Source organism: Pelobium manganitolerans (assembly GCF_003609575.1).
Lineage (GTDB): Bacteria > Bacteroidota > Bacteroidia > Sphingobacteriales > Sphingobacteriaceae > Pseudopedobacter > Pseudopedobacter manganitolerans.
In genome coordinates this window covers 69,903-82,871 of the sequence record NZ_MBTA01000023.1, presented here as the reverse complement: position 1 = coordinate 82,871, position 12,969 = coordinate 69,903, and the positions used below count along the sequence as shown (strand labels likewise).

Below are 12,969 nucleotides of genomic sequence, written 5' to 3'. Positions count from 1 at the left end.
TTATTCGAAGCGTATTATCATCAATCCATGGAACCGGGCTTTAGCCCGGTTTTTCAATTATAAACAATGCAATTTGGCTTTAGCCGAATTAATTGCTCAAAGCAGTTTAGTTGCACAAGCTACAATCCCAGCTCAAGCCTGCTAATCGCATTATCACACATACATCCCACCAACACTCCCTCTTCCAAAGCGCTCTATCCTTCGGAGAACCTGCTCCGCACAACGGAGGGGCTGGGCTGAGGCTTACACCTCCAAATCCTGCATAATTTTATCCACCTTTTGCTCTAATTCCTCGTTCACCTTATCAAATTCTGCTTTAGAGGCCAAAGGCTTGTTTACGCTGCAATAAAATTTAATTTTAGGTTCGGTGCCTGATGGGCGTGCAGAGATAATAGAACCGTCTTCTGTAATAAACTGCAATACGTCAGATTTTGGCAATTCTAGCTCCTTAGTGCTGTTATCGTGCAGATTGGTTTCTTGGCGTAAGCCGTAATCTTTTAAAGCCACAACTTTAGAGCCTCCCAAACTTTTAGGCGGATTGTTTCTAAAGCGCTCCATCATGGCTACAATTTCTTCTGCACCGCTTTTACCTTTTTTAGTGATAGATACCAGCTTCTCTTTATAAAAACCAAATTTCACGTACATGTCTACTAAAGCCTCGTACAAACTGCTTCCTTTATCTTTGTAAAAGGCGGTCATCTCCGCAATAAAAGCCGATGAAACCACTGCATCTTTATCGCGCACAAACTCGCCTACTAAATAGCCATAACTTTCTTCGCCACCTACAATAAAAGTTTCTTTGCCTTGCAGTTGCGTCATAATTTGACCGATAAACTTAAATCCGGTTAAGGTATTGTAACAAGTTACATTTTTGCTTTCCGCAATTTTATCAATAAGGTAAGAGGTAACAATGGTTTTAATTACATACTCTTTGCCGGTAAATTTACCGGCTTTCTCCCAAGCCTCTAACATGTAATTTACCAATAAACAGCCGGTTTGATTGCCGTTTAACAGCTCAAACTCACCTTTTAAATTTTTTACGGCTATACCTACACGGTCAGCATCGGGGTCGGTTGCCAAAACCAAATCAGCATCTACTTCCTTTGCTTTTTTAAGCGCCAAGGTCAAAGCTTCTTTTTCTTCTGGATTTGGGTAAATTACGGTCGGGAAGTTGCCGTCTGGCGTTGTCTGTTCATCAACCAAAATCACGTTTTCAAAACCGAAACGCTCCAAAGCCTGTGGCACCAGCGTTATCCCTGTTCCGTGGATAGGCGAGTAAACTATCTTTAAATCTTTTTGACGTTTAATGGCATTCGGCGAAACCGAAAGCGAAGTAATCTTTTGCAAATAATCTTCGTCCATTTCTTCGCCAATGTAGCTGATGTTTTCTGGCTTTGCATCAAATTTAATATCGTCCACACTTAAAATCTTAGCCACTTCCTGCATCACTAATTTATCGTCTGGAGCAACAAACTGCCCACCGTCTGCACCGTAAGCCTTGTAGCCATTGTATTCTTTTGGGTTGTGCGATGCTGTTAGCATTACGCCACTTTTGCAGCCCAACTCGCGCACAGCGAAAGAAAGTTCTGGCGTAGGACGCAAAGCTTTAAAGAAATAAACTTTGATACCGTTTGCCGAAAAAACATCGGCGGTAATTTTGCCCAAGACATCAGAATTATTGCGGCTATCATGCGCAATGGCAACTTTAATTTCTTGGTTAGGATATTTTTGCAGCAAATAATTAGCTAAACCTTGCGTAGCGGCACCAATGGTGTATTTATTGATCCGGTTTGAGCCTGCCCCCATAATACCCCGTAAGCCACCGGTGCCAAATTCTAAATCCTTATAAAAAGAATCCGTAAGCTCGGTGTAAGCTTGGGTATCTACTAAATTTTGGATTTCTGCTTTTGTGGCAGCATCATAATTGCCGTTTAACCATTTATCTACACGTTCTTTTACGCTGGGCTCTAGTTGTTGCATATCTGTCTTTTTTGTTCTGAAACCAAAGTTAAAATTTAGGCTTAACAAATAAATAGCCACAGCTTAAATAATGGTGTGTTTTTTGTTTTAGATATGCAACCTGTGGACGTTTTTTAGCGTCTTTAACATATACACTTACAATAATGAATTTATGAAACAGCTAGCTATTTTAATTTTAGGCTTCACGATACTTGGAGTATCCGCCTGCCGTAAAGTAACCAATGAATATTATACTACGCCCAACCAAACCGCCTACGAAACTTTAGAAGCTGGCCGTTGGACTAGCAATGATGCCGGACTTACCTATTCTGCATCGATCAATTTTTTAAACAGCGATGTTTATCAAAATGATTTTGATGGTGTGCTGGTGTATATTTCTTTTGACGGCGATAACGTTGCGGATATAGACCGTAACTGGGAACCAATTTCGCAGGTGTTTGATGGAGTATCATACAGCTATTTTGTATCGCAGCAAAAGCTGACTTTGCAAATTCAAAACTCCGACGGTTTAGGCACTGTGAACCCTCCGGGCAGGGTTAGGATTAAAATTGTGATGATTGTATCGCAAGATTAATTTACAGAGCCAAATTAAGCCACCTCGGCTGGGTTTGGCTCTTTAAACAATACTGTAAAATGATGTTTGCCGTTTTGGTGGTGATAGCTTAAGCCGAAGCCATGCAAATCGGCAATTTTTTTGCAGATGGCTAAACCCAAGCCGTTGCCGTCCTGTTCTTTCTCATTGCTGTTTTTAGAAAAACGCGAGAACAACAGCGCTTCGCTAAACTCAAATTCTGGGCCTTCGTTAATAAAAGTTAAGTGCTCATCATCAAGCTTGATGTTGATGATACTGCCTTTGGGCGAGTATTGTATGGCGTTTATCAGTAGGTTTTGCACCAACTGCTCAAACAAAGATTGGTTGCCCTCAAATGTAAGCTGGTGCATTTGCGGAAAAAGCACCTGTTGGTAACGCGATTCTGCAAAAAAGTTCAGCTGTTTAATTAATTTGTTCACCACTTCCTCGCAATGCACCATATCGGCTAATTCAAACTGTTGGTTTTCTATTTTGTTTAAAAAGAGGAGATTTTTGTTTAGGTCGCCCAGCTTTTGCAGCACTTGGTAAATATCGTCAATTAGCTGACTTTGTTTTTCGCTCAGTTGCTCATCCTGCAACATTAAATCCAGCTTTGATTTTATGATGGCTAAAGGCGTTTGAAGCTCGTGCGCGGCGTTTTCAGAAAATTCTTTCTGTAGCTTTTGCGCGTTTTCTGTGCGTTCTATTAAAGTGAGTAAGTTCTTATTCAGCTTCTGAAGCTCTTCAAAATCGCTTTCTATATTTAACAGGTCTTTGTCTTTGGTAAGCTCGTAGGTTTTTAGCAGGCTGGCAGATTGCTTTATTGCATTTATTCCCTTTTTTACTGTTTTACGGTTAAGTGCATTTAAAACCAATAAAATAATTAGCGCAAACAAAACGTAAATTAATAAAGCTACTACGCCCGTTTTTAGTACCTGTGCTTGGTTTAAAATTCTGGAAAAAATAAGATATGTGCACCCATAAAATAGAGGTATGCTTATGGCTAACACCAAAAAGGAAGTCCAAAAATGTCTTTTGTTTTGATAGGTTTTTAGTTTCAAAATCAGCTTAGTTTAAATCCAATTCCGTAAACAGTTTGTACGTATTTGCCTGCCGTCCCCATCTTCTGCCTAAGCTGATGTAAATGCGCGGCAACTATCTCAAAGTTATTAAAATAAAGGGCAGTTTGTGCGTTTAAATTTTCTATCACCGCATTTTTTGAAATCACTTTGTTGGGGTTTAGCATCAAAAAGCGGAGCAAGGCAAATTCTGTGAAGGTTAAATCTAGTTCAACGCCCAGTATTTTCACACTCTTTTCCAGGTTGTTCAGCTCAATTTCTTTATACTTTAATAATGCGGTGCGCGGGCTTTTTTGTAGCAGTATTTCGCGTATCTGTGTGCTTAAGGTGGATAAGTGGAAGGGTTTGGTCAAAAATCCGTCGGCACCTAAAGCTAAAGCCTTTGCACGGTCATCGTGTGCGTCTTTGGCTGATATCATCATTACAGGTGCATCGGCATCAGCCGTTTTTATGTGTTTTAGCAGTGATAAGCCATCGCCAAAAGGCAACATCACATCTAAAATAAAAAACTGGTATTGGTGCTTGCTAAAAAAATCTTCAAACTCGTAGGCATCGGTAGCTAAATGGCAAGTGTAGCCTTCGCTATTTAAATAGCTTATGATGCTTTGGGCCAAGGCCAATTTATCCTCTACAACTAAGATTTTCATTAATTGTAAAAGTAAATTTTTTAAATAAGATAGGGCTTAATCTCTAATGCGAGATTTTTTTAGGTAGGCGTCAGAATTTAGCGCACAGCAAGGCTAGGGCAACAAAAATATGCCTGTAAATAATGGATTTGGGCATTTTTATAAACGAACCCACTTGAAAATAAGCACGTTGGTAAACAACACAGCAGAACCTAATAAAAACTGAAAAATGTGGCCAAATGGCAAAATATTTAACGACGTAACCCACATTACAATGCTTACTAAAGCTAATACATATAAAAATACGGTGTACATTTTAGCCTTCAGTTGACGAAACTTCTGTGGCCTTGATGGATTGTAAGTGTTGTGTATAGAAAACTCGCCTCCGTAGTTTTCTACCTTAAAAAAGCTTTTGTTTATCATAATTTTTAATTTATTGGTATAAAGCCAATAAGCATACCAAAAACTCATAAAAACAGTGTTAAGCAAACAATTCATATTTTTTTAACCTCAGCTTAACATTTTGAAAGACTTTACGCTATAAATACGATGAATGCAACATGCCGTTGTCTTTTTATTGGAATAAGTTATATCTTTGCTGCGCTTTGGTTTCCGATAGTATCGGAATTAAAAGGGAATGAGGTGTAAGTCCTCAACTGTCCCGCAGCTGTAAGCTCTGTAAAAGTTTTTCATTCTTTAGGTCACTTTTTGCCAAACGGCAGATGGGAAGACCGAAAAACTTAGAGTAAGTCAGAAGACCTGCCTTGGCATTAATTATTCATAGCTTTCGGGGATTGAAGCTGTTGGATGTAACATTCGTTTTTTTGTTGCCCAATTTTTTTCTCCGCTGGCCTTAATTTTTAAAATGTTAAGGAGACTTGTTTTTTGTTTGGCCTTTTTTGCGCTTGCCCCCCATGTTTTTGCACAGCAGTTGGATTCGGTGCAGCACATTAACGAGGTAAAAGTTAATGCGTCTAAAGAGCGTCCGAGTTTAAGAGGCAGCCAAAAAGCAGACACCTTAAGTTTCCTTAGGACCAGCTCTTATAACGTAGCGGATGCCATCCGGAATTTTGCCGGGGTAATTGTTAAAGATTACGGAGGTATTGGTGGTTTAAAAACAGTATCTGTACGTAGCTTGGGCGCAAGCCACACCGGAGTTTTGTTGGATGGTATGGCTATCTCAAACGTACAAACCGGCCAGATAGATTTAGGCAAGCTTTCGCTGGATAATGTAGAATCTATCGGTTTATACCAAGCACAGCCCGATGATTTGTTGAGCAATGCGCGGGCATTCTCTAATGCCAGTGTGGTAGTAATTAAAACTAAACAACCCAATTTTGAAGCGGGCAGAAATAACCGCTTGTTATTAAAGTACACCGCAGGCTCTTTTGGCTTGCACAATCCGGCACTGCAGTACGATCAGAAATTAAGCAAAAAATGGGTGTTCAGCCTCAACTCGGCTTACCAAAAAGCAAAAGGAGATTATCAATTTAAGGTAGATGGCGATGGTTCCGATACTTTGGCGGTTCGCAAAAACTCGGCTATCGAAAACCTGCAGGTTGATGTGGCTTTGCATGGGAAAATCGGCGAAAGCGGCAAGCTTACTTTACGCGGAAATTATTACAACTCTGAACGGGGTTTGCCCAATGCCGTAATCTATTACAATCCAACTGGACGCCAAACTTTATGGAACAAAGATTTTTTTACCCAGGCGCAGTACCAGCAACAACTGGGTGATGCTTGGGCACTTCTGGCATCTGTGAAATACTCGCGCAACTATACGCGCTATAATGATCCTGCATACTTAAACCTGCAAGGCCAGCTAGATAACCGCTACACAGAAAAAGAGTATTACCAATCTATAGCAACAACTTATAAAGCAAGCGAACAGCTAAGCTTCAATTATGCGGCCGATTTGTTTCTTAACACCTTACACACCAATCTTTACGGATATGCTTACCCAACGCGCAGCACCTTGTTGCAGGTGTTAGGCGGTAGGTATCGTATCAACAATTGGATTGTGGAGGGCAATATTTTGCATACCTACATTAAAGAAAAGGTGAAAAGCGGAAAGGCATCCCCAGAGAAATCTGTTTTTAGCCCAACGCTGGCATTGGCTTACCAAGCCACAGCTAATTTAACGCTACGTACGTTTTATAAAGATGTTTACAGATACCCAACCTTTAATGATTTGTACTATACCAATTTTGGCAACCGGAAACTAAACCCCGAGCGGGCTAAACAATACAGCCTGGGCTACGTTTTTGAAAAATATCGCGACAGCAAAATCAAACACTTTATGCTAAGTACCGATTTTTACTATAACCAAATTAGCGATAAAATTGTGGCCTTGCCTAACAAAGACTTGTTTATTTGGACCATGTACAATTTGGGCAAAGTAGCCATTTACGGTGCCGATTTTAAATCTGAAGCTGGCTACCAAATTGATCAAAAAAGTACGCTCCAAATTAGTTTAAACTATACGTATCAGTTAGGTTTAGATAAATCGGATCCCGAAGCAGCGGTTTATAACAACCAAATCCCATATACACCGCAACATACGGTGGCTTTAAATGTTGGTGTACAGCAAGCAAGGTGGAGCGTTTTTTACAATCAGATATTTTCATCAGACCGTTATTACAGTAGCGACAACAGTCGGGCTTATTTGGTAAAAGGCTTTTCTGTAAGTGATGTTTCTGCCTGTTACAACCTGCGCCTTTACAATAAGCCCTTGATTTTAAGTGCCGAGCTTAACAATGTTTTTAACCAGAATTATTATGTAGTGCGCAGTTTTCCGATGCCTGGCACTTCGATACGCTTAACCATTAAAACAATCATATAAAAAATCATGAAAACAAATTTTTACAATTTCCGCGCGCTGTTTTTGGCTTTAGTTGCAGCTGTAGCATTTAGCAGCTGTAGCAAAGATGATGGACCTGGCCAGTTGCCAGAAATCCGTTCGGGTTTCTACATTTTAAATGAAGGAAACCTTAACGCAAACAACGCCAGCTTAAGTTTTTACAATTTTGAAAACGAATCTGTTGTCGCAGATTTCTTTGCACAAAAAAATGGCCGTGGCTTGGGCGATACCGGTAACGACATCCAAATTTATGGCTCAAAAATGTACATTGTGGTAAATGCATCAAACACGGTTGAGGTGGTAAATGCTAAAACGGTGAAAAGCATTAAACAAATCAGCTTTGTAGATCAGCAAAAACAGATTGGCCGTCAGCCACGTTATATCGTGTTTAACAAAAACAAGGCTTTTGTTTCTGCTTATGACGGTACCGTTTCTGTGATAGATACCGCAAGTTTAGTTATCGAAAAAACAATTACAGTAGGCAGAAGCCCAGAAGCGATGGCTATTGCCAACAACAAATTGTACGTTGCAAACTCTGGCGGATTGGACTATCCTAATTACGATAAAACCGTATCTGTAATTGACCTTAGCAGCCTTAGCGAAATAAAGAAAATTGAAGTAGCTGTAAACCCAGGCAATGTAACAGCTGGCGTAAACGGTAAAATTTATGTGAAATCTACCGGTAATTACGGCGATGTAAAGCCAACTTTAAGTATTATTGATAGCAAAACAGACGCGGTTACCTCTAGCAAAGAATTTTCTGGCAGCAGCATGACGGTGGTAGGCAACAAAGCTTATTTCTTAAAAAGCGGCGGTGTAATGGAGTACGATTTATTAACAGACGCCGTGGTTAAAGAAAACATTATTACCGATGGTACAGCGATAAAAATTCCTTACGGTTTTAGCTATGATAACGTAACGGGCGAGTTTTTTGTTTGCGATGCGGTAAGCTACAGCGGCAGCGGTATTGTTTATTGTTTTGGTAAAGACGGTAAAAAGAAATACGAAGTAAAAGCAGGAGCTTTGCCAGGCGCAGTTGTATTCTTAAACAAGTAATTTTTAATGCTTAAAAAGAATTCCTAATTTAGCTGTTCAAAAAAATATAGCCATGTCTTTAAAAAACTTTAATGCCAGAACTTGGGTGCTGATACTGATTCTTTTGGTAGCGGCAGGCACACGTTTTATCCCTTTAATGGGCGATGCAAAATGGTTTAACTTTACGCCGGTGGGTGCTATTGCTTTGTTTGGAGGCACTTACTTTCAAAATAGATGGAAAGCCTATTTAGTGCCGCTTTTGGTGCTTTTTGTAAGCGATATTTTTATTAACTACAGTTATACCGGCCAATGGTCGTTTTTTTATACCGGCATGGCACCAATTTATATAAGCTTTGCGCTGATGGTGTTCATTGGCAGTTTAATTAAAAAAGTAAGCGTGGCCAATGTGCTTTTAGCCTCTTTGGGCGGTGTGCTTGTGCATTGGCTAGTGACCGATATTCCCGGGTTCGCTCCCGGTTTGGAGCTGTACAGTAGAGACTTAAGTGGTTACAGCCAGGCTTTAGTGGCCGCCATTCCGTTTGAGAAAAACCTACTATTAGGTAATTTGATATTCGGCGCATTGCTTTACGGAGGTTTCGAACTAGCAAAATCAAGATATGGTGTGTTAAAAAGCAATAAGCAGTTAGCTTAGTTAACGTTTTCTAACACTTTTAAAACGTCTCGGGATTTGATTTCGAGACGTTTTTCTTTCATAAGCACCTTCCAGGTATCTTTATACTTACTACTTTATACTTACTGCTCTCCTACTTGCTACTCTTTTAAAACCTTTTCCATCATTTCCTGTTAAGCTAAACATGAGAGTTTACCATCTAAACTGCCAGCAGCTATTGCCAATCAGCTTAAACGAGGCTTGGGACTTTTTCTCTTCTCCATTGAATCTGGCTAGGATAACGCCTAGAAGTATGAATTTTACGGTGACTTCTGATTTTTCGGATAGCACCAAAATGTATGAAGGCATGATTATCACTTATAAAGTTTCGCCTTTGTTTGGGATAAAATTGAATTGGATGACAGAAATAACCACCGTTTGCGACAAGCAATACTTTATTGATGAACAACGGTTTGGACCTTTTAAATTCTGGCACCACGAGCATCATTTCAAAGAAACTAAAGATGGCGTATTAATGCGCGACGAGCTGACCTACGGAATGCCATTTGGTGTTTTGGGCACTGCTATTAATGCGCTGGTTGTGGGCAAACAAGTCCGCGATATTTTTACTTACCGCGAGCAGGCCGTCACCAAACTTTTTGGCAAACCCTAAACAGCATGATCAGCTAAAGGTATTTCCACATAAAAGCTAGTGCCGTTAACAGAACTTTGGTACCAAATACGGCCCTTATGATCTTCAATGATTTTTTTGCAGATTGCTAAACCCATCCCAAAAGACTGCTCGCCTTTTGTACCGCTTTTGTTTTGGAATGCAAGCTCCTCAATGCTCGGTTGCCTGCCAGTATGCGAAATGCCTATCCCTTCATCTTTAACACAAATCAAGGCTTTGCCGGCTTTGGAAGTCAAATCCACATAAATGGTTGATTTTTCTGGACTAAACTTGCTGGCATTGCTGATCAGGTTCGCCAAAACCCTTTGCAAGTGCTCGCGGTTGGCATATACTTCTATTTCTCCCTTTGGCAGGTTAGTGGTTAAATGTTGTTGCTTTTCATCCACGCTAAACCTTTGTACCATGGTTGATTCTTCTACTAGCTGCCTTAAATTCACAGGCTGTTTAATGTTTTGTTTTTTTTGATGGCTTTCTAAAATTTCTTTTATAAGCAACAGCGCGTCGTTTGCCGATCTTTCAATGAGTATAAGCAACTCTCTATCGTTGTTGCTTAAACCGGTTTCCGACTGTAACAATCGCGATAGCGAAAGCACCGAACCTATAGGGTTTCGCAAATCATGCGCTACAACACGCATCAGCCTATCTTTCTCAGCATTACCGGCCATTAATTCTTGGGCCTGTAACTGAATACGCCGATTTAACACGTTTAAATTGGCCACTGCTTTTTTAGACTTGCGCCAGTTGAAGTAGATTAGGGCGAGAATAATCAGCGTAAGCAAAACCAATACAACAGTTAAAAATAAGTAGAGGTTTTTTTGCTGATTATTTCTTTGCAAAAAAAGCATGTTATTCCGGTTTTCAATTATCCGGAGCTGCTGAACAATATTGGTGTACGTTAAAGGCTTTTTTTGCTCTAAATAAGCGTCTTTAAGCGTTTGTGCTTTTTTTAAACTTGCTAGCGACAAGGTTAAATCTCCCTCCAGTTCCGCGAACGCGGATAACAAGCTATACCAATCTATCTCTGCCCCTAAAGAAGGATGTGCGGTTTTATATTTTTCAATGTCGCGCATCAAAGGTTTCGTCAAATTAAGTTGCTGTTTTTGTATATAAATACGCGCAAGCTTTATTTTCTGAGAGAAAGCGTCATCGGCCAATACCGCCGAGGTATCGTTAATTGCAATACTTTGTTTCAATAACGGAATAGCTTTTTCCAGTTCACCCTCCTGCGCATACACCTGGCCCCAGTTGCCCAAAACCACCCCTTTTGCACCTAAAAACAAAGCCGGGCGATTGGTGCTTAGGGCCATGGCATCAATATAATTGATAGCTTTTTGAAACCATATATAAGCCGAATCTGGTTGATGCGCCCTGCCATAACCTAAACCCGTGTTGGCCAATACTTCTTGATGCCGATAAATACGTTCAAAAGTGCTGTCTTTCTGGTAAGTTTCTGCTGCGTCTTTGAAACTGCGCGCTGCCAACAGGTACTCGCCCTGGCGGTACAAAATCATTCCTATCCGATAATTATATTCTGATAAGGCAACATGATCCACTCCAGAAACCTGCTTACCCATGTACAGGTATTTAAAGGCTTCCAAAAAATTATTCTGCTTGTAATAAATATCAGACAGGGTATAATAAGCTAGCGAATAATACGCAGGAAGTTCTTCCGGGCTACCTATCTCATTTAAAATAGGCAGAAGTTTCTGCGCAAAAATAATTGACGAGTCTGTTTTTCCTAGGCTAAAATATTCGCCGCTCATAAAGCGGTAATATTTAAAAACAAAAAGTGGGTTTACCTCCGGATCGTGCTGTTTAATAGAATCTAGGGCGAGGTAAGCTTTTTTAGCACCTTTCTGCAGCTTAATTTCAATGATATTCAGCATAATATCATCAAAATACTTCTCGTTCCTTAAATAACGCGTCGATTCTTTCTCGCAAGAAACAAACAACACCGAAAAAACCAAAAAAAACCTGACCAGCTTTAGGTTAAAGATATTTTGACGAAGAAACAAGTTGGCTATCTAAAGCAACGAAAGTACAAAAATTATTGTTTAAAGAAAAGGCTTTTAAAGAATTTAACGGCTTTGAATGCGTACCTAACTTATTTCAACTGATGCCATTCTTAAAAAAATCATGTAGAACTTGCTTCTATCCGATTTTTCTTAAAAGCGCTTTACAGCGAGCAGTCTTGAATATCTTGCCCATCTTTTAGAAAAAGAAAAAACCGCTTCGGATAAAACTGAAGCGGTTTTTTGTGCGCCCTACAGGAATCGAACCTGTACCGTAAGAACCGGAATCTTACATTCTATCCATTAAACTAAGGACGCAATGTTGTGGTCGAATTTGCGAATTTTTTGCGAAATATGCCGCTAAAAATTACACGTTAAACCTAAAGTGCATAATATCACCATCTTCAACTACGTAAGTTTTACCTTCTACGCCCAGTTTACCTGCTTCTTTACAAGCATTTTCTGAGCCTAAGCTCACGAAGTCATCGTATTTTATCACCTCTGCGCGGATGAAACCTTTTTCAAAATCCGAGTGGATTACGCCCGCAGCCTGGGGCGCGGTAAACCCTTTTGTTATGGTCCAAGCGCGTACTTCTTGCACGCCGGCAGTAAAATAGGTGTACAAATCCAGTAAACGGTAAGCCGCCCTAATCAATTTTGCCACACCAGATTCTGTTAAACCTAAATCGTCTAAAAACATTGCGCGCTCCTCAAAATCCTCTAGTTCGGCAATTTCCGATTCTATTTTAGCAGAGATAATCAGCACTTCTGCATTCTCGTCTTTAACCGCTTCTTTTACTTGGTCCACGTATTTATTACCCGTGTTTACAGATGCTTCTTCTACGTTACAAACGTACAGCACCGGCTTAATGGTAAGCAAGCTAAGGTCTTGGATAAACTCAAAATCCTCGGCACTTACCGCGGCCGTACGTGCAGATTTCCCGGTTTCTAAATGGCTTTTAATTACCGATAATATCTCAAAAGTACGTTTCGCATCTTTATCATTACCGGTTTTTGCCATTTTCTCTACCTTCTGGATGCGTTTGTTTACCGTATCCAAATCTTTCAGCTGAAGCTCGGTATCAATAATTTCTTTATCACGGATTGGATCCACAGAACCGTCAACATGGATCACATTGTCATCTTCAAAACAACGCAAAACGTGTATAATTGCATTGGTAGCCCGGATATTTCCTAAAAACTGGTTACCCAAGCCCTCCCCTTTTGAGGCGCCTTTAACCAAACCGGCAATATCCACAATCTCAATAGTGTTGGGTACCACCCTTTGCGGCTTCACCAATTCGGCAAGCTTAGTTAAACGATCATCCGGAACGGTAATTACGCCCACATTTGGCTCAATGGTACAAAAAGGAAAGTTGGCCGCCTGCGCCTTGGCATTAGACAAACAATTAAACAAAGTTGATTTTCCAACGTTAGGTAGTCCAACAATTCCGCACTGCAAAGCCATATTTTTATTATTCTAAATGTATTTTTGATAAGCCACT

Annotated in this window: 11 protein-coding genes, 1 tRNA gene and 1 riboswitch; of the genes, 5 read left to right on the top strand and 7 right to left on the bottom strand. The window is 40.2% G+C overall.

All coding sequences use genetic code 11. The features are described from left to right. Positions 1 to 243: 243 nt before the first annotated feature. A complete protein-coding gene (locus tag BCY91_RS08950; protein WP_120181850.1) occupies positions 244 to 1,980 on the bottom strand; it encodes a phospho-sugar mutase in 1,737 nt (578 codons plus the stop codon). A 151-nt stretch (positions 1,981 to 2,131) separates the two neighbouring features. Between BCY91_RS08950 and BCY91_RS08945 the strand changes: the two genes are divergently transcribed. Then, positions 2,132 to 2,554, top strand: coding sequence for a hypothetical protein (locus BCY91_RS08945; protein ID WP_120181619.1), 423 nt, complete (start codon positions 2,132 to 2,134; stop codon positions 2,552 to 2,554). A gap of 14 nt (positions 2,555 to 2,568) precedes the next feature. Here BCY91_RS08945 and BCY91_RS08940 read toward each other — a convergent pair whose 3' ends face one another. The 3 genes from BCY91_RS08940 to BCY91_RS08930 all read right to left on the bottom strand — a co-directional run bounded on the left by BCY91_RS08940 (position 2,569) and on the right by BCY91_RS08930 (position 4,679). After that, a complete protein-coding gene (locus tag BCY91_RS08940; protein ID WP_120181618.1) occupies positions 2,569 to 3,612 on the bottom strand; it encodes a sensor histidine kinase in 1,044 nt (347 codons plus the stop codon). 2 nt (positions 3,613 to 3,614) lie between these two features. Beyond that, positions 3,615 to 4,277 (bottom strand): response regulator transcription factor, encoded by a 663-nt coding sequence (locus BCY91_RS08935; protein WP_120181617.1) that lies wholly within the window; start codon positions 4,275 to 4,277, stop codon positions 3,615 to 3,617. A gap of 138 nt (positions 4,278 to 4,415) precedes the next feature. Beyond that, positions 4,416 to 4,679: a hypothetical protein gene (locus tag BCY91_RS08930; protein ID WP_147387926.1), complete on the bottom strand. Its 264-nt coding sequence runs from the start codon at positions 4,677 to 4,679 to the stop codon at positions 4,416 to 4,418. Between the two features lie 166 nt (positions 4,680 to 4,845). Continuing rightward, positions 4,846 to 5,037, top strand: a riboswitch (cobalamin riboswitch). An 84-nt stretch (positions 5,038 to 5,121) separates the two neighbouring features. On the opposite strand from BCY91_RS08930, the gene BCY91_RS08925 reads away from it, so the two are divergent. From BCY91_RS08925 to BCY91_RS08910, 4 genes are all read left to right on the top strand, one after another. Next, positions 5,122 to 7,098 carry a TonB-dependent receptor gene (locus tag BCY91_RS08925; RefSeq protein WP_120181615.1) on the top strand — a complete coding sequence of 659 codons (1,977 nt, stop codon included), beginning with the start codon at positions 5,122 to 5,124 and terminating at the stop codon, positions 7,096 to 7,098. Positions 7,099 to 7,104: 6 nt separating this feature from the next. Further along, positions 7,105 to 8,172, top strand: a complete 1,068-nt coding sequence (locus BCY91_RS08920; RefSeq protein WP_120181614.1) for a YncE family protein — start codon at positions 7,105 to 7,107, stop codon at positions 8,170 to 8,172. Positions 8,173 to 8,224: 52 nt separating this feature from the next. After that, positions 8,225 to 8,803: a DUF6580 family putative transport protein gene (locus BCY91_RS08915; protein WP_120181613.1), complete on the top strand. Its 579-nt coding sequence runs from the start codon at positions 8,225 to 8,227 to the stop codon at positions 8,801 to 8,803. Positions 8,804 to 8,966: 163 nt separating this feature from the next. Further along, a complete protein-coding gene (locus BCY91_RS08910; protein ID WP_120181612.1) occupies positions 8,967 to 9,434 on the top strand; it encodes an SRPBCC family protein in 468 nt (155 codons plus the stop codon). Here BCY91_RS08910 and BCY91_RS08905 read toward each other — a convergent pair. The 3 genes from BCY91_RS08905 to ychF form a co-directional block, all read right to left on the bottom strand. After that, entirely contained in the window at positions 9,431 to 11,338 is a 1,908-nt protein-coding gene (locus BCY91_RS08905) for a tetratricopeptide repeat-containing sensor histidine kinase (RefSeq protein ID WP_147387925.1), read from the bottom strand. The two genes, BCY91_RS08910 and BCY91_RS08905, sit on opposite strands and share 4 nt — an antisense overlap. Positions 11,339 to 11,710: 372 nt before the next feature. Then, positions 11,711 to 11,782 (bottom strand) — tRNA-Arg (locus BCY91_RS08900). A gap of 49 nt (positions 11,783 to 11,831) precedes the next feature. Continuing rightward, complete coding sequence (gene ychF / locus BCY91_RS08895) at positions 11,832 to 12,932, bottom strand: redox-regulated ATPase YchF (protein WP_120181610.1); 1,101 nt, start codon at positions 12,930 to 12,932, stop codon at positions 11,832 to 11,834. Positions 12,933 to 12,969: the final 37 nt, after the last annotated feature.

Coding starts and splice junctions, on each gene's coding strand:
- BCY91_RS08915 (WP_120181613.1), top strand. CDS start 8,225: ATGTCTTTAAAAAACTTTAATGCCAGAACTTGGGTGCTGATACTGATT.
- BCY91_RS08945 (WP_120181619.1), top strand. CDS start 2,132: ATGAAACAGCTAGCTATTTTAATTTTAGGCTTCACGATACTTGGAGTA.
- BCY91_RS08935 (WP_120181617.1), bottom strand. CDS start 4,277: ATGAAAATCTTAGTTGTAGAGGATAAATTGGCCTTGGCCCAAAGCATC.
- BCY91_RS08905 (WP_147387925.1), bottom strand. CDS start 11,338: ATGCTGAATATCATTGAAATTAAGCTGCAGAAAGGTGCTAAAAAAGCT.
- BCY91_RS08950 (WP_120181850.1), bottom strand. CDS start 1,980: ATGCAACAACTAGAGCCCAGCGTAAAAGAACGTGTAGATAAATGGTTA.
- BCY91_RS08925 (WP_120181615.1), top strand. CDS start 5,122: ATGTTAAGGAGACTTGTTTTTTGTTTGGCCTTTTTTGCGCTTGCCCCC.
- ychF (WP_120181610.1), bottom strand. CDS start 12,932: ATGGCTTTGCAGTGCGGAATTGTTGGACTACCTAACGTTGGAAAATCA.
- BCY91_RS08930 (WP_147387926.1), bottom strand. CDS start 4,679: ATGATAAACAAAAGCTTTTTTAAGGTAGAAAACTACGGAGGCGAGTTT.
- BCY91_RS08920 (WP_120181614.1), top strand. CDS start 7,105: ATGAAAACAAATTTTTACAATTTCCGCGCGCTGTTTTTGGCTTTAGTT.
- BCY91_RS08910 (WP_120181612.1), top strand. CDS start 8,967: ATGAGAGTTTACCATCTAAACTGCCAGCAGCTATTGCCAATCAGCTTA.